Origin of the sequence: Aurantimonas litoralis (assembly GCF_026153195.1) — a bacterium.
Lineage (GTDB): Bacteria > Pseudomonadota > Alphaproteobacteria > Rhizobiales > Rhizobiaceae > Aurantimonas > Aurantimonas coralicida.
This window is the reverse complement of the sequence record NZ_JAPFBM010000004.1, coordinates 301,841-325,730: the sequence shown is the minus strand read 5'-3', so window position 1 is coordinate 325,730 and position 23,890 is coordinate 301,841. Positions and strand designations below refer to the sequence as shown.

21 protein-coding genes are annotated in these 23,890 nt (G+C 68.4%); 4 read left to right on the top strand and 17 right to left on the bottom strand.

What is annotated here, in order from left to right:
* Positions 1–9: 9 nt before the first annotated feature.
* Positions 10–828, bottom strand: coding sequence for a 3-methyl-2-oxobutanoate hydroxymethyltransferase (gene panB, locus N7I30_RS11325; protein ID WP_498638880.1), 819 nt, complete (start codon positions 826–828; stop codon positions 10–12).
* Entirely contained in the window at positions 825–1,706 is an 882-nt protein-coding gene (panC, locus tag N7I30_RS11320) for a pantoate--beta-alanine ligase (RefSeq protein WP_498638878.1), read from the bottom strand. The genes panB and panC overlap by 4 nt, the downstream gene beginning before the upstream one ends.
* Positions 1,707–1,898: 192 nt before the next feature.
* Between panC and N7I30_RS11315 the strand changes: the two genes are divergently transcribed.
* Positions 1,899–3,137, top strand: a complete 1,239-nt coding sequence (locus tag N7I30_RS11315) for an MFS transporter (RefSeq protein ID WP_498638876.1) — start codon at positions 1,899–1,901, stop codon at positions 3,135–3,137.
* Between the two features lie 19 nt (positions 3,138–3,156).
* On the opposite strand, the gene recO is transcribed toward N7I30_RS11315, so the two are convergent.
* The 8 genes from recO to rpoZ form a co-directional block, all read right to left on the bottom strand.
* Positions 3,157–3,888 carry a DNA repair protein RecO gene (gene recO / locus N7I30_RS11310; protein ID WP_498638874.1) on the bottom strand — a complete coding sequence of 244 codons (732 nt, stop codon included), beginning with the start codon at positions 3,886–3,888 and terminating at the stop codon, positions 3,157–3,159.
* 65 nt (positions 3,889–3,953) lie between these two features.
* Positions 3,954–4,889 (bottom strand): GTPase Era, encoded by a 936-nt coding sequence (gene era, locus N7I30_RS11305; RefSeq protein ID WP_498639085.1) that lies wholly within the window; start codon positions 4,887–4,889, stop codon positions 3,954–3,956.
* A 23-nt stretch (positions 4,890–4,912) separates the two neighbouring features.
* Complete coding sequence (rnc, locus tag N7I30_RS11300) at positions 4,913–5,635, bottom strand: ribonuclease III (RefSeq protein WP_029702499.1); 723 nt, start codon at positions 5,633–5,635, stop codon at positions 4,913–4,915.
* Entirely contained in the window at positions 5,623–6,357 is a 735-nt protein-coding gene (gene lepB / locus N7I30_RS11295; protein WP_498638872.1) for a signal peptidase I, read from the bottom strand. The genes rnc and lepB overlap by 13 nt, the downstream gene beginning before the upstream one ends.
* Positions 6,358–6,495: 138 nt before the next feature.
* Positions 6,496–7,098, bottom strand: coding sequence for a DUF2062 domain-containing protein (locus N7I30_RS11290; RefSeq protein WP_228238814.1), 603 nt, complete (start codon positions 7,096–7,098; stop codon positions 6,496–6,498).
* A 104-nt stretch (positions 7,099–7,202) separates the two neighbouring features.
* Positions 7,203–7,781 carry an orotate phosphoribosyltransferase gene (gene pyrE / locus N7I30_RS11285; protein ID WP_187392230.1) on the bottom strand — a complete coding sequence of 193 codons (579 nt, stop codon included), beginning with the start codon at positions 7,779–7,781 and terminating at the stop codon, positions 7,203–7,205.
* A gap of 57 nt (positions 7,782–7,838) precedes the next feature.
* Positions 7,839–10,055 (bottom strand): RelA/SpoT family protein, encoded by a 2,217-nt coding sequence (locus N7I30_RS11280; RefSeq protein ID WP_188077277.1) that lies wholly within the window; start codon positions 10,053–10,055, stop codon positions 7,839–7,841.
* 111 nt (positions 10,056–10,166) lie between these two features.
* Positions 10,167–10,571, bottom strand: coding sequence for a DNA-directed RNA polymerase subunit omega (gene rpoZ, locus N7I30_RS11275; protein ID WP_187392229.1), 405 nt, complete (start codon positions 10,569–10,571; stop codon positions 10,167–10,169).
* A gap of 270 nt (positions 10,572–10,841) precedes the next feature.
* On the opposite strand from rpoZ, the gene N7I30_RS11270 reads away from it, so the two are divergent.
* Entirely contained in the window at positions 10,842–11,447 is a 606-nt protein-coding gene (locus N7I30_RS11270) for a LabA-like NYN domain-containing protein (protein ID WP_498638869.1), read from the top strand.
* Positions 11,448–11,493: 46 nt separating this feature from the next.
* A complete protein-coding gene (locus N7I30_RS11265; RefSeq protein ID WP_188077275.1) occupies positions 11,494–12,165 on the top strand; it encodes a uracil-DNA glycosylase in 672 nt (223 codons plus the stop codon).
* A 3-nt stretch (positions 12,166–12,168) separates the two neighbouring features.
* On the opposite strand, the gene N7I30_RS11260 is transcribed toward N7I30_RS11265, so the two are convergent.
* The 3 genes from N7I30_RS11260 to dapA all read right to left on the bottom strand — a co-directional run bounded on the left by N7I30_RS11260 (position 12,169) and on the right by dapA (position 14,223).
* Positions 12,169–12,762 carry a peroxiredoxin gene (locus tag N7I30_RS11260; protein WP_498638866.1) on the bottom strand — a complete coding sequence of 198 codons (594 nt, stop codon included), beginning with the start codon at positions 12,760–12,762 and terminating at the stop codon, positions 12,169–12,171.
* A gap of 16 nt (positions 12,763–12,778) precedes the next feature.
* Entirely contained in the window at positions 12,779–13,252 is a 474-nt protein-coding gene (smpB, locus tag N7I30_RS11255; protein ID WP_009208946.1) for an SsrA-binding protein SmpB, read from the bottom strand.
* An 89-nt stretch (positions 13,253–13,341) separates the two neighbouring features.
* Positions 13,342–14,223 carry a 4-hydroxy-tetrahydrodipicolinate synthase gene (gene dapA, locus N7I30_RS11250; protein ID WP_498638863.1) on the bottom strand — a complete coding sequence of 294 codons (882 nt, stop codon included), beginning with the start codon at positions 14,221–14,223 and terminating at the stop codon, positions 13,342–13,344.
* Between the two features lie 373 nt (positions 14,224–14,596).
* Here dapA and N7I30_RS11245 point away from each other — a divergent pair, with 373 nt between their 5' ends.
* On the top strand, positions 14,597–16,777 hold the full coding sequence (locus N7I30_RS11245) for a lytic transglycosylase domain-containing protein (RefSeq protein ID WP_498638860.1): 2,181 nt from the start codon (positions 14,597–14,599) through the stop codon (positions 16,775–16,777).
* 38 nt (positions 16,778–16,815) lie between these two features.
* Here N7I30_RS11245 and N7I30_RS11240 read toward each other — a convergent pair whose 3' ends face one another.
* The 4 genes from N7I30_RS11240 to N7I30_RS11225 all read right to left on the bottom strand — a co-directional run bounded on the left by N7I30_RS11240 (position 16,816) and on the right by N7I30_RS11225 (position 23,742).
* A complete protein-coding gene (locus N7I30_RS11240) occupies positions 16,816–18,084 on the bottom strand; it encodes a helix-hairpin-helix domain-containing protein (protein WP_498638858.1) in 1,269 nt (422 codons plus the stop codon).
* A gap of 178 nt (positions 18,085–18,262) precedes the next feature.
* Positions 18,263–19,540 carry a porin gene (locus tag N7I30_RS11235; RefSeq protein WP_277021585.1) on the bottom strand — a complete coding sequence of 426 codons (1,278 nt, stop codon included), beginning with the start codon at positions 19,538–19,540 and terminating at the stop codon, positions 18,263–18,265.
* 398 nt (positions 19,541–19,938) lie between these two features.
* Positions 19,939–22,587 (bottom strand): AAA family ATPase, encoded by a 2,649-nt coding sequence (locus N7I30_RS11230; RefSeq protein WP_498638856.1) that lies wholly within the window; start codon positions 22,585–22,587, stop codon positions 19,939–19,941.
* A gap of 3 nt (positions 22,588–22,590) precedes the next feature.
* Positions 22,591–23,742: a metallophosphoesterase family protein gene (locus tag N7I30_RS11225; protein WP_498638853.1), complete on the bottom strand. Its 1,152-nt coding sequence runs from the start codon at positions 23,740–23,742 to the stop codon at positions 22,591–22,593.
* Positions 23,743–23,890 lie beyond the last annotated feature (148 nt).

Genomic DNA, 23,890 nt, shown 5'->3' with positions numbered 1-23,890 from the left:
GCGGCGGCGTCAGCCCCGCGGCTTGTAGACGTGGTCGGGGCCCGGGAAGCTGCGGTTGCGCACCTCGTCGGCATAGTCCGCGATGGCCCGGCTGGCGGCCTCGCCGAGCGCACCGTAGCGCTTGACGAAGCGCGGCACGCGCGGCGTCAGACCGAGCATGTCCTCCAAGACCAGGATCTGGCCGTCGCAGGCCGCTGAGGCGCCGATGCCGATGCTGGGCGCCGCGATCTCGGCCGTGATCGTCTCGGCCAGCGGCTCGACGATGCCCTCCAGCACCACGGCAAAGGCGCCGGCGTCACTGACCGCCTTCGCGTCCGCGAGGATGCGGTCGCGGGCAGCGTCATCATGGCCTTGGCTGCGAAAGCCGCCCATGGCGTTCACCGCCTGGGGCGTCAGGCCGACATGGGCCATCACCGGAATGCCGCGCTCGACGAGGAAGGCGATGGTCGGCGCCATGTGCTGGCCGCCTTCCAGCTTGATCGCGCCGCAGCCGGTCTCCGCCATCACGGTCGCGGCCGCGCGGAAGGCTTCCTGCGGGCTTGCCTCGTAGCTGCCGAAGGGCATGTCGACGACGATCAGCGCCTTCTCCGTCGCCGACACCACGGCGCGGCCATGGGCGATCATCAGCTCCGGCGAGGCGCCGAGGGTGGACGCCATGCCGTGCTCGACCATGGCGAGGCTGTCGCCCACCAGGATGAAGTCGACATGCGGATCGACCAGAGCCGCCATGGTCGCATTATAGGCGGTCAGGGCGACGATGGGGGTGGCGCCCTTGCGGCTGCGAATGGCGGGCGCCGTCAGGCGGGTCGTGCGAACCGGCGTGCTCATGCGACCTGCCCTTCCGTTGCGCTCCCTTGCGCCTTCTCCGCGACACGCTGGTCGATCAGGAGCACGTCGCCGAACCGGGCTGTCACCAGGATCACCACCGGCCGCTCGTCGATCGCCGTCACCGCGTCGAGGCTTGCCGCGTCGCGAATGTCCAGCGAGGCAAGATCGGCGCGCGGCTCGGCGGCGATGATCTCCCGCATGGCCGCCAGCACCGGCTCCGGCTCGGCGGCACCGGCCCGCAGTAGCGCCTCGCCCCGGTCCAGCGCCCGCGCCAGCACCACGGCCGCGTCGCGGTCCTCCGGCGTCAGCCGCACATTGCGCGACGACATGGCAAGACCGTCGGCCTCGCGCACCGTCGGCACGCCGACGATGGTGATCGGCGACGACAGATCGGCGACCATGCGCCGGATCACGGTGAGCTGCTGGTAGTCCTTCTCGCCGAAATAGGCGCGGTCCGGCTGGACGATGTTGAACAGCTTGGTGACCACCGTCGCGACGCCGCGGAAATGCCCGGGACGCGCCGCACCGATCAGGATCTGGCCGAGCGGCGCGAGATCGACGGATGTCTGCAGGGGCTGGGGATACATCTCCGCCACCGTTGGCGCGAACACCTGGACGCCGGCGAACGCCGCCAGCTGCGCAAGGTCGCGTTCCAGATCGCGCGGATAGGCGTCGAGATCCTCGTTCGGCCCGAACTGGGTCGGGTTCACGAAGATCGTCACCACCACGGCGTCGTTCTCGGCGCAGGCCCGCTCGACGAGCTTCAGATGGCCGGCATGGAGATAGCCCATGGTCGGCACCACGCCGACGCTCTCGCCCCGGGCCCGGCAGTCCGCCAGCGCCGCCCGCATCGATCCGATCTCGCTATGTACCTGCACGCAGTCCTCCCCACCGTCTGGCCGCGGCTTTTATCGTCTGCGGGGCGCGAGCGAAAGCCGTCGCAACCGGTTGCGGGACCGGACTTGTGGGCGACCGATCAGCGAGGGTGATCGCTGCGATCACGGAAACGCGGTTTCACGGGCGATGCGCCGGGTCTAGTAATGGCGGCGAACCGATGCGGGGATGACGAGATGAGCGCGACGACGACGACCGCGAGCGCCGACCGGACGCCATGGCTGGCGATTGCCGCCGGCTGCCTGATCGCGCTCCTGACCTTCGGGCCGCGCTCGGCGATCGGCTTCTTCCAGATCCCGATGCTCACCGACAATGGCTGGAGCCGCGAGGATTTCGCCATCGCCATCGCCATCCAGAACCTCTTCTGGGGCGCCGGCCAGCCGCTGTTCGGCGCCATTGCCGACCGCTTCGGCACCGCCAAGGTGCTGGTCCTCTCCGGCTTTCTCTACGCCGCGGGGCTTGCCATCACCGCCGTCGCGCCGACGCCGCTCTGGCTGGCCGTCGGTTCGGGCGTCCTCGTCGGGCTGGGCGTTGCCGCCGGCTCCTTCGGCATTGTCCTTGCGGCCTTCGCGCGGCGGGTCTCGGCCGAGCAGCGCTCCTTCGTCTTCGGCCTCGGCACCGCCGCGGGCTCGGCCGGCATGTTCGTCTTCGCGCCGCTCAGCCAGGGACTGATCGACCGCTTCGGCTGGTCGGATTCGCTCCTGGTCCTGTCGGCGATGATGCTGCTGGTGCCACTCTTCGCCTTTGCCCTGCGCGGCAACAGCCGCACCACGCGCGGCCATTCCAGCCTGGTGGCGGAGATCGAGCAGACCATGGGCGCCGCCCTGCGCGAAGCCTTCGCGACGAAGAGCTACGTGCTCCTGACCACCGGCTTCTTCGTCTGCGGCTTCCAGGTCGCCTTCATCACCGCCCACTTCCCCGCCTATCTCGCCGACAAGGCCATCGCTCCGGTCTGGGCGGTCACGGCGCTGGCGCTGATCGGCTTCTTCAACATCATCGGCTCGATCGCCTCGGGCCTCATCGGCCAACGCTATTCCAAGCCGCATTTCCTGGCGCTGATCTATGTCGGCCGGTCGATCGCGGTGACGATCTTCCTGCTGACGCCGATCACGCCGATGACGGTGGTGGTCTTCGCCGTGGTCATGGGCCTGTTGTGGCTGTCCACCGTGCCGCCGACCAACGCCCTCGTCGCGATCATGTTCGGCACCCGCTATCTCGGGCTCCTGGGCGGCCTGGTCTTCCTGTCCCACCAGATCGGCTCGTTCCTCGGCGTCTGGCTGGGCGGCTATCTCTATGCCGTCGCCGGCTCCTACGATCCGGTGTGGTGGCTCGGGGTCGGCCTGGGTCTCGTCGCGGCGCTGGTCCACTGGCCGATCCAAGAGGCGCCGGTCGTGCGGGCACCGGTTCCGGCCTGAGCCAGCCCTCGGGCCGCGACTAGGCGGCGATTCCGATCTTGCGCAGCGCCGACAGGAAGCCGGCGCGCGCATCCGGCACGTCGATCCCGCGCGGCTCGTAGACATGGCGGCCAAGGAAATAGCCGGTCAGGCGGTACCCCGCCGCCAGCGATTCCGCATCGCTGGCCGTGGCGGCATCGGCGAGGAAGGCGGGCAGCGTCAGCAGCTTGTCGTGCCACGGCGCGCCGGCCTCGCGGCTGACCGCCCGGCCGGTGCGCGGCGAAACATAGGCGAGGTCGTCGCGCTGGCCGGTGGCCGCGCAGCGCTCCAGGTCGAGGCCGAAGCCCAGCTCCTCCAGCAGCGCGATCTCGAAGCGCAGCATCAGTTCGGCGACGAGTTCGGGCCGGTCCAGATGATCGACGATGATCTGCAGCCCGTCATAGAGCCGCGCATGGGGATCGCGCTCGGCCAGAAGCCGCAGATGCGCGGCAACGAGCTGCACGCCGTTCAGCCCGACGCCGGATTCCATCAGCCGGGCCGCACGCAGTTCCAGCGGTTCGAGGACGAAGGCGCCCATATGCTCGTCGAGCCGGGCGCGCCAGTGGACGGCGACGGAATTGCCCGGCTGCAGCACCGGCTGCTGCTTGCGCGAGCGCCCGCCCCGCACGAGGCCGAGATGCCGGCCCCGCGCGCGCGTCATCACCTCGGCGACCACACTGGTCTCGCCGAGGCGCCGTACGCCGAGCACGATCGCTTCCTCACGCCATTCCATGTCACATCAGCGCCGCAGCGCACTCCGGACCGGTCCACCGCGACGGCGGTGACGGCAGCAGGCGGTCAGCTGGAATAGTCCAGCCCCATCTCGCGGTAGCGCTCGGGATCGTCGCCCCAATTGCCGCGCACCTTCACGAACAGAAACAGATGCACCTTCTGGTCGGCCGCTTCGGTGATCTCCTTGCGGGCCGCCGAACCGATCGCCTTGATGGTCTCGCCATTGTGCCCGATCACGATGCGCTTCTGGCTGTCGCGCTCGACATAGATGGTCTGCTCGATCCGCACAGAGCCGTCCTGGCGCGTCTCCCACAGCTCGGTCTCCACATGCGAGCTGTAGGGCAGCTCCTGGTGCAGGCGCAGATACAGCTTCTCGCGGGTGATCTCGGCGGCGAGCTGGCGCAGCGGCAGGTCGGTGATCTGGTCTTCCGGATAGTACCAGGGCCCTTCCGGCAACGCCTTGGCCAGATAGTCCATCAGGTCGCCGCAGCCCGAGCCGTTCAGCGCCGAGATCATGAAGATCTCGTCGAAGGCGACGCCGCGCTCGGTGATTTGCTGGGTCAGGCCGAGCAGCCGGTCGCGGCGCATCTGGTCGACCTTGTTGAGCAGCAGGACCTTGGGCTGCTTCACATCCTTGAGGCGTTCGAGAATGGTCTCGACCTCCTCGTTGATGCCGCGGTCGGCGTCGATAATCGCCAGCACGATGTCGGCGTCGCGGGCGCCGCTCCAGGCGGTGCGCACCATCGCCCGGTCGAGCCGGCGCTTCGGCGCGAAGACGCCGGGCGTATCGACGAAGACGATCTGGGTGCGATCGCGCATGGCGATGCCGCGCACCAGGGCCCGGGTCGTCTGCACCTTGTGGGTGACGATCGACACCTTGGTGCCGACGAGCTGGTTGACCAGCGTCGACTTGCCGGCGTTCGGGGCGCCCAGCAGCGCCACGAAGCCCGAGCGCGTCGGTCCTTCTGCGGCTGGCGCGGCGCCCGCCTCGGTCGCGTCGATGCCGGTCGTGTTGTCGTCTTCGGTCAATTGTCGTCCTTCCAGACGGATTCGCGAATGAGCACCGCCGTGGCGGCCTCCTGTTCGGCAATGCGGCGGGACCGGCCCTGCCCGTCCGCGGGAGCAACGTCCGGGATCGAGACCCGCACGGTGAACAGTGGATCATGGTCGGGGCCGGAGCGCTCGACGATCTCGTATTGCGGCGTCACGGGCCCGCGCGTATGCGCCCATTCCTGCAGCGCCGTCTTGGCATCGCGGCGTGCGGCGACACTCTTGCCGAGCCGCCCGCCCCAGTAGCGCACGATGAAGTCGCGCGCCGTATCGAGCCCCTCACCCAGATAGATAGCCGCGATCAGCGATTCCACCAGATCGGCGCGAATGCTCTTGGTGCGATCGCTCTTCAGCTTCTTCAGGTCGCCGCCATGGCGGACGAACTCGTAGAGGCCCAGCTCGTCGGCGATCTCGGCGCAGGTATCGGCGCTGACCAGCGAATTGAGCCGCAGCGACAGCTCGCCCTCGTCGGCGCCGGGAAACATGTCGAACAGCTTTTCGGCGACGACGAGGCCGAGCACCCGGTCGCCGAGGAATTCCAGCCGCTCGTAGCTGCGTTCGCCCTCGCCCTTGCCGCCCTTGCTGGAGCGCAGGCTTGAATGGGTCAGCGCCCGCTCGAACCGCGCCTTTTCATGGAACGTGATGCCGATCCGGCGTTCGAGCTCCTCGAGCGGCTTGTCCGCCTTCAGCCGAGCCATGTCAGGATGCGGCCCGGCCGCAGGTCGGTCGGCCATTTCCAGATTTCCAGCGGGGACACGTCGCCCTCCACGGAGAAGAAGATCACCTGGGCCTTGCCGACGAGATTCTCGAACGGCACGTAGCCGACGTCGAAGCGGCTATCGAGCGAATTGTCGCGATTGTCGCCCATCATGAAGTAATGCCCCTCGGGCACCACGAATTCGCGGGTGTTGTCGCCGGCCGAATTCGGGCTGAGGTCGAGCGTCATGTAGCTGACGCCGTTCGGCAGCGTCTCGCGGAAGCGCGGCACCGGCGTGCCGTCCTCGGCGACGAAATCCTCGACCTTCTCGCGCTCGACCGGCTTGCCGTTGATCGACAGGACGCCGTCGACCACCTGGATGCGGTCGCCCGGCAGGCCGACCAGCCGCTTGATGTAGTCGACGTCTTCCTCGCGCGGCTTGCGGAACACCACCACGTCGCCGCGATCGGGCTGCGAGGCCATGACCCGGCCGTCGAACAGCGGCGGCGACAGCGGCATCGAATATTGCGAGAAGCCGTAGCTCCATTTCGACACGAAGAGATAGTCGCCGACCAGGAGCGTCGGCATCATCGAACCCGACGGAATCGAGAACGGCTGGAACAGGAACGTGCGGATGACGAGGGCGAGCAGGAGCGCCTGCACGATCACCTTGAGGGTCTCGCCGACCCCCCCGGATTCCCTACGTTCGGCCTTCTCGACCATGCTTCGCCTTTCGTCGCCCCATCGCAGCGCGGCAAAGCCGCCCGCGCCTTCTACCGGCTCGCTCCGACAGGAGCAATCCGCTCTGCGTCAAACTTCGCGCCGCCCAAACGCGCGCCCCGTCGTCGTCGCGGCGGCCTGTCAGGCTGCCCGTCCCGGGTCGCCACCGGCCGCATCCGGGTCGCGCAGACCGCGCGGCGGCCGTCCGGCGATGATCTGGCGGGCGCGGCGTCGCTGGAAGCTGCGCGCCGTGAAGAACACCAGCGCGTAGCTGGCCAGCCCGGCGATCAGCCCCAGCGGCAGGCAGCCGACGAGCATCGGCTTCACCACAGGGTCCCAGATGGCGATGAAATCCATGTGGCCGAGGGCCGTGCCGAGCCCTTCGGGCGATTTCTCGTGCACCGGCGGCGCATGCAGCATGAACTGGCCGGTTTCGTAGGTGATGCCCCAGATGAGCGGGAAGGTCAGCGGATTGCCGGCCGCCGTTCCCAGCGCCGCGGCTGCCATGTTGCCGGCGATGACATAGGCGATGGCGAAGGCCAGCAGGAAATGGAAGCCGATGAAGGGCGTGAACGACGAGGCGACGCCTGCCGCCACACCGGCGGCGATGGCATGCGGCGTCGCGTTCAGCCGCAGCACCCGCTTGCGCAGATAGCGGAAGGAGCGGCGGAACGAGCGGCGCGGCCACAGGATCGTGCGGATCCGCGCTGCTAGATTCTCCGGCTGGCGCCGCCTGAACAACATTCCGGTCGCATTCCCCAATCCGCGTCAGATCGCGGCGATCAGTCTTGCCTGCGCCCGGTGCGGACAAGGCCGCACGGTCACTGGCGATGGTCCCGCCCGGTCGGCTACAGGTTGCGGCTACCCGGCTTGACCGGCGGAATTGCGGCCAGTTCCGGCGGCAGGGCGTCGGCCGGATAGGCCGGCACCTCGTATTCGGCCAGCGCGATCAGCGGCACGCCCACATCGACCTTGCCGGCCGAGCGGTCGATGATGCAGGCCGCCGCCAGCACCTCGGCGCCCAGGCCCCGCAGGCACTCGACGGTTTCGCGGATCGACAGGCCCGTGGTGACGATGTCCTCGACGATCACCACGCGGTCGCCCGGCGAAATCTCGAATCGCCGCAGCCGGAACACGCCGTTCTCGCGCTCCACCCAGATCGCCGGCGCGCCGAGATGGCGGGAGGTCTCATAGGCCGGGATGAGCCCGCCGATGGCCGGGCCGACGACATAGTCCGGCGCCGGCGACACCTCTTCCCGAATGCGCTCGGCCAGCGCCTTGCACAGCCGCTCGGTCAGATGCGGATGCATGAACACCCGGGCCTTCTGCAGGAAGACCGGACTGCGCAGCCCCGAAGTCAGGATGAAGTGGCCTTCCAGATAGGCGCCGGCCTCGCGGAATATCGCGAGCACTTCCTCACTGGTCATGAACGGGTCTCCTCGGCTGCTGTTGCAGCGGTTCGATACGCTGGCTGGCCGTCCGGCTCAACCGTTGACCCGCACGACTTCCGAGACGCAGGGCTTGGCGCGCAGCTGCCGCAGGGTCTGGGTCAGGTGCTGGACATCCCAGACTTCCAGTTCCAGCACCATCTTGGTGAAGTCCGGCGCCGTGTTGACCATCGTCAGATTGTGGATGTTGGCGTCGTTGGCGGCGACCGTCTCGGCGATCTCGGCCAGCGAGCCCGGCTCGTTGATCGCCGAGATCATGATGCGGGCCGGAAAGCGCTCGTTCATCGCCTCGTCGATGTCCCAGCGCACGTCGATCCAGCGATCCGGCTCGTCGTCGAAGGCGATCAGCGCCGGCGACTGGATCGGATAGATGGTGATGCCTTTGCCCGGCTCGATGATGCCGACGATGCGGTCGCCCGGCACGGCGCCGTCCGGGCCGAAGCTCACTGGCATGTCGTCGCCGGCGCCGCGGATGGGAATCGCCTTACCGCCCTTCTTCGACTTCTTGGAGCGGCCGGGCACCCGGAAGATCATGCCGGCGGCGGTGCGCAGATTGACCCAGCCGTCCTCTTCCCGGTGCGGCGACTTGCGGGTGACGCGGCTGTCCTGGAAATCCGGATAGGCCGCCCGCACGACGTCCGCCGAGTTCAGCTCGCCGCGGCCCACGGCCGCCAGCGCGTCCTCGACCTCGCGCTGGCCGAGCTTGGCCAGAAGCGGCTTCAGCGCATCGCGCGAGAAAGTCTTGCCCGAGCGCGCGAAGGTGCGTTCGAGGATCTGCTGGCCAAGGCCGGAATATTGCCGGCGGATGGCGGCGCGATTGGCCCGGCGGATCGCCGAGCGCGCCTTGCCGGTCACCGCCAGGTTCTCCCAGGCCTGGGGCGGCGTCGCGCCCTTGGCCCGGATGATCTCGACCTCGTCGCCATTCGACAATTCGGTGACCACCGGCATGATCCGGCCGTCGATCTTGGCGCCGACGCAGCTGTCGCCGACATCGGTATGCACCGCATAGGCGAAATCGATCGGCGTCGCGCCACGCGGCAGCGCGATCAGCCGGCCCTTGGGCGTGAAGCAGAAGACCTGGTCCTGGAAGAGCTCGAGCTTGGTGTGCTCTAGGAACTCCTCGGGATTGTCGCCCTCGGCCAGAAGCTCGATGGTGCGCCGCAGCCAGCCATAGGCGTTGGAATCCTTGGACAGGTGGACGCGCTGGTCGCCGTCACCCTCCATGTCCTTGTAGAGCGTGTGGGCGGCGACGCCGTATTCGGCGACCTCGTGCATCCGGCGGGTGCGGATCTGCAGTTCGACGCGCTGGCGCGACGGGCCGACGATGGTGGTGTGGATCGAGCGGTAGTCGTTCTGCTTCGGGGTCGAGATGTAGTCCTTGAACCGGCCCGGCACCATCGCCCAGCTGCGGTGGACGATGCCGAGCGTGCGGTAGCACTCCTCCTCGGTCTCTACGATCACCCGGAAGCCGAAGATGTCGGAGAGCTGCTCCAGCGACAGCGCCTTGCGCTGCATCTTGGAGAACACCGAATAGGGCTTCTTCTGCCGGCCGCTGACCGTGGCGACGATGCCGTTCTCGCGCAGGCGGTCGGTCAGGTCCGTCTCGATGCTGGCGATCCGCGCCGCATGGCGCTGGTTCAGCTCTTCGAGGCGCGCCGAGATCGTCTCGTAGGCTTCCAGATTGACATGCCGGAACGCCAGATCCTCGAGTTCCTCGCGCATGTCGTGCATGCCCATGCGCCCGGCCAGCGGCGCATAGATGTCCATGGTCTCCTGCGAGATACGGGCCCGCTTTTCCGGCGCCATGTGGCCGAGGGTGCGCATGTTGTGCAGGCGGTCGGCCAGCTTGACCAGGAGGACGCGGATGTCGTCGGCGATGGCCAGGAGCAGCTTGCGCAGGTTCTCTGCCTGCGCCGCCTTCTTGGAGACGAGGTCGAGGCGCTTGAGCTTGGTCAGGCCCTCGACGAGCTGGCCGATCTTGGGACCGAAATGCTGGTCGATCTCCTTGCGGGTGGCGTCGGTGTCCTCGATCGTGTCGTGCAGCAGCGCGACGGCGACGGTCGCCTCGTCGAGATGCATGTCGGTGAGGATCGCCGCGACCTCCAGCGGATGCGAGAAATACGGATCGCCGCTCGCACGCTTCTGCGCGCCATGCTTCTGCATGGCGTAGACATAGGCTCGGTTGAGGAGCGCTTCATCGAGATCGGGCTTGTAGGCCGCCACCTTCTCGACGAGTTCATATTGCCGCATCATGGGATTGGGGATCGGGTCCGCAAAGAGAAAGGGGCGCGCCGTCAACGACGGCACGCCCCTCAATATAAGACTGTGAGGCCGCCGACCGAAAGTGCCGGCATTCCCAAAAGCTTAATAATCGTCGGTCTTTTCCGGCGGGACCAGGCCCTCGATGCCGGAGAGGAGCTCTTCCTCGGACATCCGGTCGAAGGACACCGGCTCGTCGTCGCCGGCCTCGGCGGCAGCGGCGATGCTGCGGGTCTCGGCCGGGGCCGAGGCGGGCTGCGGTGCCGGCTCCGGCTCGTCGACCTCGACATGCTTCTGCAGCGAGTGGATCAGGTCTTCCTTGAGATCGCCGGGCGACAGGGTCTCGTCGGCGATCTCGCGCAGCGCGACCACCGGGTTCTTGTCGTTGTCGCGATCGATGGTGATCGGCTGACCCTGGGAGATCTGCCGGGCGCGATGGCTGGCGAGCAGGACCAGCTCGAACCGATTGTCGACCTTATCGACGCAATCTTCTACGGTGACGCGGGCCATGCCTGTCTCCTGAGTATCTGAAATTCGAAGAGATGAACGCGTCGCATATACCGTTTGTGGGCGTACGGCAAGGGTCGGACGCTGCGCTATCCCCTGCCCTCGTTGACAGCGCCGCGGCGGCCAGAATAAGCGAAGCGCAACTCACCGGCGTTCGCCGACCGGCGCCGGCCCCGGCCTGAAACGGCCGGCCCGCAGACCCTCGTGCCGCCTGCGCTCATCCTGTCGAGCCTGCGGATGCGTGCCCTCCCTCATGCGAGAAAGCAGCCATCCATGTTCGATCAACGCGAAAAGATCGCTCTCTTCATCGACGGGGCCAATCTCTATGCCGCCTCGCGCGGGCTGGGCTTCGACATCGACTACAAGAAGATGCTGCGCAGCTTCGAGGCCCGCGGCTATCTGCTGCGCGCCTATTATTACACCGCCCTCGTCGAGGACAACGAATACTCCTCGATCCGGCCGCTGATCGACTGGCTGGACTACAATGGCTACCGCGTCGTCACCAAGCCGGCCCGGGAGTTCACCGATGCGAGTGGCCGCCGCCGGATCAAGGGCAACATGGACATCGAGCTCGCCGTCGACGCGATGGAGCTGGTCGACACCGTCGATCATTTCGTCCTGTTCTCCGGCGACGGCGACTTCCGCTCGCTGGTCGCGGCCCTGCAGCGCAAGGGACGCAAGGTGTCGGTCGTCTCCACCCTGACCAGCTCGCCGCCGATGATCTCCGACGATCTGCGACGCCAGGCCGACCATTTCATCGAGCTCGCGAACCTCAAGGGCGAGATCGGCCGCGACCCGGCCGAGCGCGAGGCGCGGATCGCCCGCCGCATCGAGGCCGAGGAAGCCGCCGCGGCCGTCGAAGAGGACGACGACTATTGAGCGCCACCATCGCGCCGCGCCGCCCGTCGACGCTCCGGATCGAAGAATGAGTTCGACACCCGCGCCCGAAAACCTGCCGGCGGAGCCCTCCCGCGACTGCCCGCTCTGCCCGCGGCTCGTCGCATTCCGCGAGGAATGGCGGGCAAAGGAGCCCGACTGGCACAATGCGCCGGTGCCGACCCTGCTGCCGCCAGAGGGGGCCGGCGCGGTGCGTCTGCTGATCGCCGGTCTGGCGCCGGGGCTGCGCGGTGCCAATCGCACCGGCCGGCCATTCACCGGCGATTATGCTGGCGACCTGCTCTACGCGACGCTGGCGCGCTACGGCTTTGCCAATGACCGCTTCGCCGCCCGCACCGATGACGGGCTCGAACTGATCGACACGGCAATCGTCAACGCCGTGCGCTGCGTGCCGCCGCAGAACAAGCCGGTTGGCGCCGAGATCAACACCTGCCGGCAGTTCTTCTCCGGACGGATGGCGACCTTTCCGAAGCTCGCGGCGGTCGTGACCTTGGGCCGCATCGCCCATGACTCGACGGTCCGCGCGCTGGGCGAACGCCCCTCGGCGGCCCCCTTCGGGCACAACGCCCATCACATGGTCGGCGGCATCGCGGTGTTCTCGAGCTATCACTGCTCGCGCTACAACACGAATACCGGCCGGCTGACCGAGGCGATGTTCCACGACGTGTTCGAGAATGCGGCGGCGTTCCTGAAGCGCTGAACGTCAGCGCCAGTGCGCCATGATCGCCGCCTGCACGTCAGCGCCCGGCGGACAGCCAGGCAGCGACATCGGCCGCGTTCCGGTCGGCCGGGACAACGGATAGAACACCTTGTCGATGCGCCCGTCGGTGACGACCATCGCCATGCGCTTCAGATACAGCCCGCCGTCGAGTTCAAAGAACGGCAGCTCGAGGGCGCGGCGCAGGTCTCCCGCGGCATCCGACAGCAGCGGATAGGGCAGATGCAGCCGCTCGGCCGCCTCGCGCTGCTCTTCGGTCGTCTGGGTGGACAGGCCGAACACCTGTGCGACGCCGAGCGCCTGCAATTCGGCATGATGGTCGCGGAAGCTGCAGCTCTGGGGCGTGCAGCCGCGTGCGCCGGGGAAGTCGTTCCAGCCTTCGGGCAGCGCCGCGTCGGGCCGGCCGGTCATCGGATAGACATAGAGGACGAGGCGGCCGGGCAGACGCGACAGGTCGACCTGCGTCCCGTCCGTTGCCGGCAGCGGCACCGCCGGAAGGCGCGTGCCTTCCAGATGCGCGGCGCCGCCGTCGTCGGTCGGCGGCGTCAGATCGTCCGGCAGTCTCGACACGTCGACCATCCGCCTCTCCCCTGGCTCAGGCTTCCTTCAGGATCCGCTGCTTCTGGCGGTTCCAGTCGCGTTCCTTCATGGTCTGCCGCTTGTCGGGCGCGTTCTTGCCGCGCGCCAGCGCCAGCTGCAGCTTGGCCACGCCGCGATCGTTGAAGTAGATCCGCAGCGGCACCAGCGTCATGCCGTCCTTCTGGATCGCGCTCGCCAGCCGGCTGAGCTGGGTGCGATGCACGAGGATCTTCCGCCGCCGCTTCGGCACATGGTTGAAGCGGTTGGCCTGCAGATATTCCGGCAGGTTGGAGTTGATCAGCCAGAGCTCGCCGCCCTCTTCGCTGGCGTAGGACTCGGCGATCGACGCCCGCCCCTCGCGCAGCGACTTCACCTCGGTCCCGGTCAGGACGAGGCCAGCCTCCAGCGTGTCGAGGATCTCGTAATTGAAGCGGGCCTTGCGGTTCTCCGCAGCAACGTTCGAGCCTGCCGATTTCTTCTTCTTCGCCATTCAAACCTCGCGCGCGGCCCGGCCGCGCTCCTCTCGCCCCATGATATAGGGGCGAGACGGCATGGTTTCGACCGTCGTGCGACGGCCGATCAGCCGGTCAGGCCGGCATGCTTCAGCGCCGCGTCGATCGCGCGCTCGGTGGATTCGTCGATCGGCACCAGCGGCGAACGCAGGCGGTTGCCCAGCTTGCCGAGCTTCGACAGGGCGTATTTCACGCCGGTCGGGTTCGGCTCGATGAACAGCGCCTTGTGCAGCGGCATCAGCTTGTCCTGGATCTCCAGGGCCTTGGCGTAGTCGCCGGCAAGGCAGGCCGACTGGAATTCGGCGCCCAGCTTCGGCGCGACATTCGCCGTCACCGAGATGCAGCCCTGGCCGCCATGGGCGTTGAAGCCGAGCGCCGAGGCGTCCTCGCCGGACAGCTGCAGGAAGTCGGGGCCGCAGGTGATCCGCTGCTCCGACACGCGCTCGACGCGGCTGGTCGCGTCCTTGACGCCGATGATGTTGGAGAAATCCGCCGCCAGCCGGCCCATCGTCTCCGGCCTCATGTCGATGACCGAGCGCCCGGGGATGTTGTAGATGATGATCGGCAGCGACACCGAGCGGGCGATCGCGGCGTAATGGGCGTAGAGGCCCTTCTGGTTCGGCTTGTTGTAATAGGGCGTGACGACCAGAAGCCCGTCGGCGCCGGCCTTTTCGGCGAACTGCGCGAGTTCGATCGCCTCGACTGTGTTGTTCGAGCCGGCACCCGCCACAACCGGCACCCGGCCGCGCGTCGTCTCGATGCAGATCTCGACGATGCGCTTGTGCTCGCCATGGGTCAGCGTCGGGCTCTCGCCCGTCGTGCCGACGGGCACCAGACCGTGCGAACCCTCGCCGATCTGCCATTCGACGAAGGCCGCGAACGTCGCCTCGTCCAGCGATCCGTCTTCGGCGAACGGCGTCACCAACGCCGGCAGCGAACCCTTGAACATGCTCTCTCTTTCTCCCCACATGCCGGTCATCGAACGGCGGCACGCGCTTCGTCTCGTGAATGTCATCTGGCCGACGACCGTCGCCCGCTGGACCACCCGAAGATGGCGTGCCGGAAGCTGCAATCGGTCCGGGATCGCGGCACCATATTGAAGCGGTCGGGGCGAAACAAGCAGCGCCCGGAGGCCGTCCCGCCCGAAGCCTCGTGACTGTTGCCGGTAACGGCGCTTTAATCGTGGTCGTGAGAGATTTGCAAACCATTCCGGCAATCCGCCATGACCCGATCGCGACGGTCACAGGCAGCGGCGATTGCGAGCGGAAGTGGCGGGGCCCGGCAGTCCATCTGCCTCGGTCCGGACGTCCAGAAGGTTGGCCATGACAGCACAGAATCTTGCGCAGCGGCTCGTGATTGCAGCGGTGATCTCCGCCATGACGGCCACGTCCACACTGGCCCAGGAGGCGGTGTTGCCCCTGCTCGGCCCGTTGCCGACGTCGCGTCCCGCCGTCCATGCGGCCGGCGTTCCGATGGATCCGTGGCGCTTCGGCCGAACGGTCACCGCGCGCCAGAACCCGGCCCTCGCCCAGGCCGCCCCCGCGGCCCCCCCGGCCGGCGCCAGCGCCTTCACCGCCTCCATCGCGGCGATGACCCCGCGCCTCGGTTCGGTGCAGCCGATGCGCGGCGAGTTGAAGGACGGCCTGCAGGCGCTCTCCGACCGCAACGCCCAGAAGGCCCGCGCCATCCGCGAGGGCATGGTGCCCGGCTCGCTCGACCGCCACATCCTGTCCTGGGCGATCGGCCTGACCGGTGGCAAGGACGTTCCGGCCGCCGAGATCGCTCGCACCGCCACCGAGCTTGCCAGCTGGCCCGGCACCAAGACGCTGCGGATCAACAGCGAGAAGGCGCTCTATCGCGAGCAGCTGCCGGCGGGCGAAGTGATCCGCGCCTTCGGCAACGGCAAGCCGGAAAGCCCCGAGGGCGCGATGGCGCTGGCCCGCGCCTATCTGGCCGCCGGCGATGCCGGCCGCGCCAAGGCGCTGGTGTCGCGGGTCTGGCGCGAGGAACGCCTCGACAAGGATGTGGAGCGCCAGTTCCTGGCGAATTTCCAGTCGCTTCTGTCGCGGGCCGACCACAAGCGCCGCATGGACATGCTGCTCTATGCCGAGCGCGTGACCGATGCCGGGCGCGTCGTCGGCATGGCCGGCGCCAAGGCGCTCTATGCCGCCCGCGCCGCGGTGATCCGCAACGAGGGCAATGCCGCCAAGCTGTTGTCCGCGGTGCCCAAGGCCGAGCGCGCCGATCCCGGCTACCGCCTCGCGCTGATCGAGTACAACCGCAAGCACGACAAGGTCGAGGAAGCCGCGCAGCTTCTCATCGACGCCCCGCGCGATGTCGATGCGCTGGTCGATCCCGACGCCTGGTGGAACGAGCGCCGCATCGTCGCCCGCGATCTCCTCGATCTCGGCAAGCCGAAGCTCGCCTATCGCGTCGCCGCCATGCATCTGGCCGAAAGCCCCCAGGAACAGGTCGAGGCCGAGTTCCACGCCGGCTGGATCGCCATGCGTTTCCTCAACGACCCGGTGACGGCGCAGCGCCATTTCGCCCAGATCGTCCAGATCTCCAGCATGCCGCTGTCCCTGTCGCGCGGCTATTACTGGCTGGGCCGTTCGGCGGAAGCCGGCGCCTCGGGCTCGGCGGCCGGCTATTACGCCAAGGCCGCGCATTATCCGGCGACCTATTACGGTCAGCTTGCGGCTGCGCGCCTCGGCCGCAAGCCGGAAGCGATCAGCTTCCCGCGTCCGAGCGACGCCGAGCGCCGCCGCTTCGAACAGCGCGAGGCGGTCCGCGCGATCCGGCGCCTGGAGGAGATCGGCTCCGACTGGCGCGCCGACAGCCTGTATCGCGCGCTCGCGGACGAACTGGAGAGCCCGGGCGAACTCGCGCTTCTCTCGGTCATGGCGGAGCGGCGCGGCGACCATCACCTGGTGCTGCAGGTCGGCAAGCTCGCCTATTGGCGCGGCATCGACGCCCCGGCCCTCGCCTTCCCGATCGGCGTGATCCCGGCGAGCGCCAACATCTCGGCGGCGGGCAAGGCGCTGGCCTATGCCATCGCGCGTCAGGAAAGCGCCTTCAACCCGAAGGCCCGGTCATCCGCCGGCGCGCTCGGCCTGCTGCAGCTCATGCCGAACACCGCAAAGAGCGTCGCCCGCAAGGTGGGTGTCAGCTATTCGCCGGACCGGCTGACCAGCGACCCCGGCTACAACGCCACCCTCGGCGCGCATTTCCTCGGCGAGCAGATCGCCGATTTCGGCGGCTCCTACGTGCTGACCTTCGCCGCCTACAATGCCGGCCCGCGGCGCGCCCGCGAATGGATCGAACGGTTCGGCGATCCGCGCGGCAAGCCGCTCGACCAGGTCGTCGACTGGGTCGAGCGCATTCCCTACACCGAGACCCGCAACTACGTGCAGCGGATCATGGAGAATTACGGGGTCTACAAGATGCGCCTCGGCGCCGGCTTCGACATCGAGCGCGACCTGCGCTTCGGCCGCGGCGGCTGACCGCCGCCTATTGAAGCCCCTGACATGGCGCGCCGGCCTCAGCCGGCCGCCTTGCCCTGGGACAGGGCACGGGCCTGTTCCACCCACGCTTCCCGGCCGATCCGGCCGCTGAAGCCGATCGCCGCTTCGATCGCCGCGATCTCGCTTTCGCCGAGGGCCGCGATCTGGTCGAAGCGGAAGATGCCCTGCTCGAACAGGAGACGCTCCACCGTCGGGCCGATCCCCTTGATCTGCGTGAGATCGTCCGGCGCCTGCGCGCCCTCTCCGGTGTCGGTCACCGACGCATCGGCGGTCCCGCCAGCAGGCGCCGCCTCGACGCCTGCATCCTCGCCGCCCCCACCGGCCGAACTGTCGGCTTCGGTTTCGCCCCCCGTCTCCGCACTCGCCGGCGCGCCGCGCAACGGCGCCGGCCCTCCGGCGGTGCGGAACGCGGCGACATAGGTCCCGTCATCGGCGGGCACCGGGGTGAGAGCCGGCGGCACGGCGCTGCCGTCCTCGACCATCCCGGGCGCTGCCTCGCCGCCATCGAGATTGGCATAATCCACCGTCCGGAAATCCTGGTCGAAACGCTCGGAACGGTGCTTCACCGCCAACGGGTCGGCCGGTATGCCTTCGCGATCGGCGAGATCGGGCGTCGGCGCATCGGGATGCGGCCCGGAGAACGCGATCCGTTCGCCGGGAAGCTGCGGCATGGGATCGGGAATGCGCCCGGCCTCGCCACCGCGGATCACCTCCGCGGCGACTACGCTGCCGCCGAAATTCGAGAACACACCCGACTGGCTGGGTTCGGCTGGTCGTCTCTGGTCCGGCGGCGGCGGGCTCCAGGTCGAATGCATGCGCCGCTGACGCGCGCGATCCTCAGCGATCGCCGCCCGGTCCTGCGACAATCGGGTGTAGTCCACCGAGCGGAAATTGCGGTCGAAGGGCGCGGCCCGGTGCTTGACGGCGAGCGGGTCTTCCGGCGGGACCGGTGCCGCAGATTTTGGCGCGGCGGCAGGTTTGGCGACGACCTCTGCCTTCGCGGCGTCTGCGCCCGCTCCGTTCGATGCGGACGACACGTCCTGATCGGTAACGTCCTGCGCGTCGGCCTTGGTCGCAGCAGGAGCAGGCCTCGCCGCAGCATTGTCGACGGCCTCGGCCCCGTCCATGCGCGCGGGGGCCGGTGTTTCAGCAGCTTGGGAGGTCTTGTCGTCCCTAGGCCCCCTGGGCCCTGCCCGGCCGCTGTCGCCGCGAAGAAGGCGGGACAGTCGGGTGAGACCCGCGGTCGTGGCGGCAAGCACGATCAACTTGCCAAGGAAGGACGTCATCTGGCCGGCTCCGCAGTCGATGAAGATGCGGGACTAGCTAGTGGGAGTGTGCAGCGCGGCAACCGCCGGTCGGCAGGACCGTCGATCCGCCGGCAGACCACCTGCGGTGACCATCACCTCCCCAAACAAAAAGAGCCCGGCGCGAACGCCGGGCTCTCTAGACGATATGTCTGCTCTATTAGAAGGAGCGGACGAAGCGGAGGAAGCCCGCCGTCTGGTCGAGGGAGTCGTCAACGAAGCCGTTCTGGCCGTCGAAGTCGATGTTGGCGTAGGAGATCTCAGCCAGCATGTCGAAGTTGTTGGTGATCTCGTAGCCGACGTTACCGACCAGCTTGTAGTACTCACCATCGCCACGGTTCGAGAAGGTGGTGGCGGTCGTGTAGCGGTAGGTGTCGAAGGTCTCACCGTAGACGCCCGAAACCGCGATGCCGAGCTTGCCGAACTGCTGAGCGTAGCCAGCGCCGATCTGCCACTCGACCGGCAGGGTGCCGACCAGGAGGTCGTTCTGCGTGCCGAGCGTAGCGGCGTTCGAGAACAGGCCCAGCGTGGAGTAGCTGGACGGGTCGAAGGCGTAGGAACCCTCGATCTTCAGCTCGGAGTCAGCAGCGATCAGGTCCGTGAGGGACAGACCGGCCTTCAGAGCGAAAGCGCCATCGTCTTCGCGCGGATCGGTACCGTTGATGATAACGGCCGAAGCGGGAACGATCACACCGGCGCTGTTGATCACGAAGCCCGAACCCGGGGTGAACGAAGCAACGTTGATCAGACCGCCCTGGACCCGCTCGTCATACGAACCGGCGAGGTAGATCGAGCCCCAGCCACCGGCATAGGCCAGGCGACCAACGACGTCCGGTGCGAAATCGCCCGAGCCATCGTCTTCCAGCGACAGAGCGGCGGTGAAGCCGTTCGCTGCGTAAGTGTAGGAGACGCGGTTGGTCTGGTAGTCACCGACCGGCAGGTCCGTGTCCGTCAGCAGGCCGTCGCCCTCGGTCCAGAGGCTGTCCAGGTAACCCATGGTCAGGCCACCGAGCTGGATGAAGCCCATGTCCATGCGGTAGTTGGCGTCGTTGCTGTAGGCGCCGAAAGCGTTCTGAGCCTGGACGCGAGCGAAGGCGCGCAGGGTGCCGAGCTCGGTCTCTTCACGAGCGTCGAAGTTCAGGCGGACGCGGACGGCGGAGCCGGCCTGGTAGTTGTCGCCCTCGGAGTTCGTGAGGTAGTCGTTGCCGAAGTCGTCCTCGATGCCGCCAGCGACGTTGTACTGGAAGCGTACATAGCCGTTGATCGACAGGCAGGTCTCGGTGCCCGGGATGTAGTAGAAGCCCGTGCCGTAAACGTCGCAAACGCGAACGTAGTCGACCGGCTCCGGAGCAACCGGCATAATGACGTCCGCAGCGCGGGCGCCGGAGACTGCGACGAGAGCCGCAGCGGAGCCGAGAAGAAGGCTCTTAATGTTCATGTCCTGACCTCCAGTCATTTTTTATAGGTTAGGGTTGGGCCTTATACGAAGGACAGCCTTCCCTGCCCCATCCCCTGTGCGAAAGTCCGAAGCGAATGCCCCCTCGATCTCTCTGTGGCGACAATATCCACCAGCGTTCTGGATGCAATCGCCTAAATGCCACATTGGGGCTTCTGGGGTGCTTTGGACACACCCCTGTTGCGAGGATGCCACTTTTTCATTCACCACTTGTTAAGAAACGCCGGTTTGTGGGGGTTTGCGGCCGCCTCTGACGGCCCTCGCCTAGAGCCTTGCCGGGTCGTGGACCGCGCGGAACAGGCCCTCCAAACGGCTTTTGCCCCATCGCGGCCCGAAATGCGGCGCGGGTGATTCCCGCCCCGAAGCGACCGTCCGGCGGGTCAGAGTCGGAAGATCGGCGCCCCGAGATCGCGGAAGTCCCGCTCGCGGCAGGTCAGGACGATGATCTGCAGATCCTCCGCCGCCTTTTGCAGGACGAGATGCATCCGCTCCAGCCGCTTCTCGTCCGTATTGACCAGGGCATCGTCGAGGATCACCGCGGCCGGATGCCCGCCCTTCTTCAGGACATGGGCCAGCGCGATGCGGGTGACGACGGCCACCTGTTCCCGCGCGCCCGCCGACAGGCGGCGGAAATCCTCCGCGACGCCGGCCCGGTGCAGGCTGCGGATCTCCAGCGTGGTGTCGTCGAGCTCGATCTCGGTGCCGGGATGGATCAGCTTCAGATACGGCGCGACCTGGGTCTTGATCGGTCCCAGCCAGTGTTCGCGCGCCTCGCGCTGCGCGCCGATCAGTGTGCTGTGCAGCAGACGCGAGGCATCAGCTTCGAGCGTCAGGCGCGTCAGCCGCGTCTCCAGCGTGCCGATCTCGCCCTCGAGGCGGGCGATCTCCTCGCCGAGGCCGGTGGCGCCCTGGGCTCGCAGCTCGCCTTCCAGGGTCAGCGCTTCATCCTTCAGCGCCGCCATGTCGCGGCGGATCGATTCGAGCGCCTTCCTGCGCGTCGTCAGGGTCAGGCGCACCGTCTCCGGATCAGCATTGTCGCGTTCGCGCTGGCGCATCGCCGCCACGGCGGCCTTGGCCGAACGCTCCAGCTCCGCAGCCGCCAGATCCTCGGCCAGTGCCGTGCGGGGCCGGACGGCTTCGGCCTCGGCAAGATCGCGGCGCAGCCGGTCCGCCTCGGCCTGCCGGAAACCGGCTTCCGACTCTGCCGCGGCAATCCGGGCGAGACTGCCGGATGCGGCCCGGCGCACCTGCTCCAGTTCTGCGCCGGCTGCATCGAGGCGCCGCCGTGCTTCCTGGCGAATCTGCCGGATGCGCTCGCCGTCGGCCGCAACCGGCTCTGCGCCATGCTGCGCGACCTCCGGCGACAGGGCTGCGCGCCGGGCAAGGTCGGCCCGCAACTCCTCCAGCGTCGACACCGCCGTCGCTACGCCCTCGGGTAGAAGCGCCGCGAGCTGCCGGGTCAGCGCGGCCGCCTCGATCCGGCGCTCTTCGGCAACCCTGGCACGGGCGCGCGCGGCGTCGGTCGATTCCACGTCGAAACGTTTCAGCAGCGTCGCGCGCTCGGCCGCCGCCGCTTCACTGTCATGGCGGAGGGTCTCGGCGTCGCCGCCAGGCTCCACCACGATCCGGCCGAAGCCGTCGAGCGTGAAGCCGGTGGGGACCGTCACCCGGACGGCGGCGCCAAGCGTCACTGGCTGACCGGCCGCATCCGTGACACCGGTGTCGCCCTCCGGCTCGAACCGGATGGTCGGCGCGGCCACCGACAGGCGGACCGCGGCATCGCGCACCCGCTGGTCGGCCGCATCAAGCGCCTTGATCGCAGCCGCGTCGATCGCCGGCGCGCCGTCGGGCCGGCGCAGTTCGGCGAGGCGGGCGTCCAGCGTCCGGCCTTCCTTCAGGCGGCGCTCCAACGCGGCGATCTCGTCGGTCAGGCGCTTCGCCTCGGCGCGCGAACGCTGCGCCTCGTCGGCGGCGTCGGCCTGTTCGGCGGCCAGCCGCGCGGCCTCGCGTTCCGCTTCCGCCTGCTCCAGCCCGGCCCGCTCCTCGACACCGGCCGCCCGCAATTCGTCGAGCGTGGTCGCGGTCTCACCGGCAACCCGCGCCGCCTCGGCCACGGTCGCCATCAGCTTTTCGCGTTGGGACAGGCGCTCGGCCGCCGCATCACGCCGCGCCAGCGCATGCTGAACGTCACGCTCGGCCTCACCGCATTCCCGGTCGAGATTTTCCGCCCGGACCGCTGCCGCTTCGGCCGCTTCCAGCGCCTGCTCGGCCTTCGGCAGGGCGGCATCGCGCTCATAGGCGCGCAGCTTGCGCCGCCGCTCTTCCAGCCGGTCGAGCCGGTCCTGGAAGTCGCGCCAGAGCGACGTCTTGGCGGACAGCTCGTCGCGCAGCTCCGCCAGACGCTCTTCCGTCTCGCGCACCGGCGACGAGCGGGCGACCTTCAACGTCTCGGTAAAGAAGCGGTCCTGCAGCGCCTTGGCGCTGGCGATCAGGCTGCGCCCGCGCTCGCCGCCGAGAATCTGCCCCACCTCGCCTTCCAGCGACGCCGTCACCGCGTCGCGGCCGACACCGACGTCGAGACCTCCGGTGGAACGCCCCTGCTCGACCCACAACAAGCCGAAGGCGCCCTGGTGCTTGTCGAGCTTCGGCTCGCCCGCGCCCGGATGGGTGAAGCGGAACAGCTCGGCGAGATGCTCCTCCACCGCGTCGCCCGACAGCTTGCCGCCGGCCCAGACGAGTTCAGCAGCTGGGCGCTGTAGGAAGGCCTTGGTCAGCGTGTAGCTCGTCCCGTCGATCTCGAAACCGACCTCGACCTCGGGCCGTGCCTGCCGGTCATAGGGCCCGAGCGCCTTCACCGCCTCGCCGCCGGCCCGGTGCTTCTGGAAGAAGGCGGCGCGCAGCGCGGTCAAGAGCGTCGACTTGCCGGCCTCGTTGTCGCCGACGATGACATTGAGGCCCGGCTCGATCAGCGGCAGTTCGGCCGAGCGGATGCCGGCGAAATCGGTGAGGCGAAGCGACTTCAGATACATGGCTCAGCCCGCCTTCGAATGTGCGGAGCCGTCACCCGCCGTGCCCAGCAGCCGGCGGTGCTCGACATAGGCCATGCGCAGCGCCAGCTGGGCGGCGGTGCGGTCGGGGTCCTGCGGATCGGCCGCCCGTTCGCGCAGCCGGTCGATGGCCACCCGTACGAAGCCGCCGACATCGATCAGGTCGAGATCCTCTGCATCCGGTTCGTCGATCAGCCCGGCATCGCGCAGGCGCAGATCGAAAAGCCGCGCCGACCACTCGCCCAACGCCGCGTCCAGCCGCACCCGCTCGCGCAGCGGCAGGCTGCCGGTCAGGGTCAGGTCGAGCAGCGTCTCGCCGGGACGGGCCAGTTCCGCCAGCGCCGCGTCGAGGCCGTCGATGGCGCCGTCGAGCCTGAGGTCCATCGCGCGCCAGTCGAACCGGGCCGTGCGCACCCGCTCGATGCGCGGCGCCGCGCCCGGCGCGTCGATCTCGACGATCGCCACATGGCCGGGCTCGTTGGCCGGATAGCGGTCCGGCTCCGGCGTGCCGGCATAGACCGTGCGCGGCGCGATCTCGACGAAACCGTGCCAGTCGCCGAGCGCCAGATAGTCGAGCCGTGCCCGCTCGGTGCGGTCGTCGGCGATCGGATTGCCGGATTCGGCCTTGGCCGGAAGCCGGTTGGCGACCGAGCCATGGGCCAGCCCGATGCGCACGGCGCCAGCAGGCGTCTCGGCATGGTCGAACCAGGCCGTCAGATCCGCGCCCTCGTGGCGGCGGGTCAGCGGCGCCGGCAGGATTACCGCCGCGCCGTCCTTCAAATCGATCGGCTCCGGCCGGTCGGCGATGACCACCGCAGCCTGGCCGCTGCGCCGGCGCAGCCGCGTCCAGACGGATTCGCTCAAGGCCGCGTCGTGATTGCCCGGCAGCATGATCCACGGGCCGGAAAAGCCCGCGATCGCCTCCAGCGTCCGGTGCAGATCGCGATCGGACACCGTGTTGTCGTCGAAGGCGTCGCCCGCCACCAGCACCGCGTCGCAGCCGCGCGCCTGCGCCAGCGCCGCGATCCGCGCGACCACGGCGAAACGCTCGGCGCGCAGTTCGCCGCGACGGTCGGTCTCGAACTGGCCGAAGGGCTTTCCGACCTGCCAGTCGGCGGTATGGAGAATCCGGATCAAGGGCTTGGCGCGGTCAGTTCGGTTGCAGGGCGAGGATGGCATTCGCAGAACGTGCTGCCCGAGTGCCGGCCGATACGCAAGGTTGCGGCGGCAGAGCCCTTAGCCATCAACCACTTTTCACCAACCGCCAACGCGCGCAGGGCGGCGG